We start from the raw sequence: 600 nt of genomic DNA, 5'->3' as shown, positions 1-600 counted from the left end.
GCACTGCTCTTTAACAATTTATCAGACAATCTGTGTGGGCACTCGAAGATACGGATTCTTAACGTCGCAAGACGATAAATGAATACCAAGTCTCTGAGTGAACACGTAATTCATTACGAAGTTTAATTCACGAGCATCAAACTTAAATTGAAGAGTTTGATCATGGCTCAGATTGAACGCTGGCGGCAGGCCTAACACATGCAAGTCGAACGGTAGCACAGAGAGCTTGCTCTTGGGTGACGAGTGGCGGACGGGTGAGTAATGTCTGGGAAACTGCCCGATGGAGGGGGATAACTACTGGAAACGGTAGCTAATACCGCATAACGTCGCAAGACCAAAGTGGGGGACCTTCGGGCCTCACACCATCGGATGTGCCCAGATGGGATTAGCTAGTTGGTGAGGTAATGGCTCACCAAGGCGACGATCCCTAGCTGGTCTGAGAGGATGACCAGCCACACTGGAACTGAGACACGGTCCAGACTCCTACGGGAGGCAGCAGTGGGGAATATTGCACAATGGGCGCAAGCCTGATGCAGCCATGCCGCGTGTATGAAGAAGGCCTTCGGGTTGTAAAGTACTTTCAGCGAGGAGGAAGGCATT

The 600-nt window shown here is 50.8% G+C and carries 1 rRNA gene; it reads left to right on the top strand.

Annotated features, from left to right (window positions below):
* Positions 1 to 144: 144 nt before the first annotated feature.
* A 16S ribosomal RNA gene (locus tag V6944_RS23280) occupies positions 145 to 600 on the top strand; the annotation flags it as partial.

Origin of the sequence: Kluyvera sp. CHPC 1.2972 (assembly GCF_036759925.1) — a bacterium.
In the GTDB taxonomy this organism is placed as follows: Bacteria; Pseudomonadota; Gammaproteobacteria; order Enterobacterales; family Enterobacteriaceae; genus Kluyvera.
Note: the sequence above shows the minus strand (reverse complement) of the source record. Positions and strands in the feature narration are given on the sequence as shown.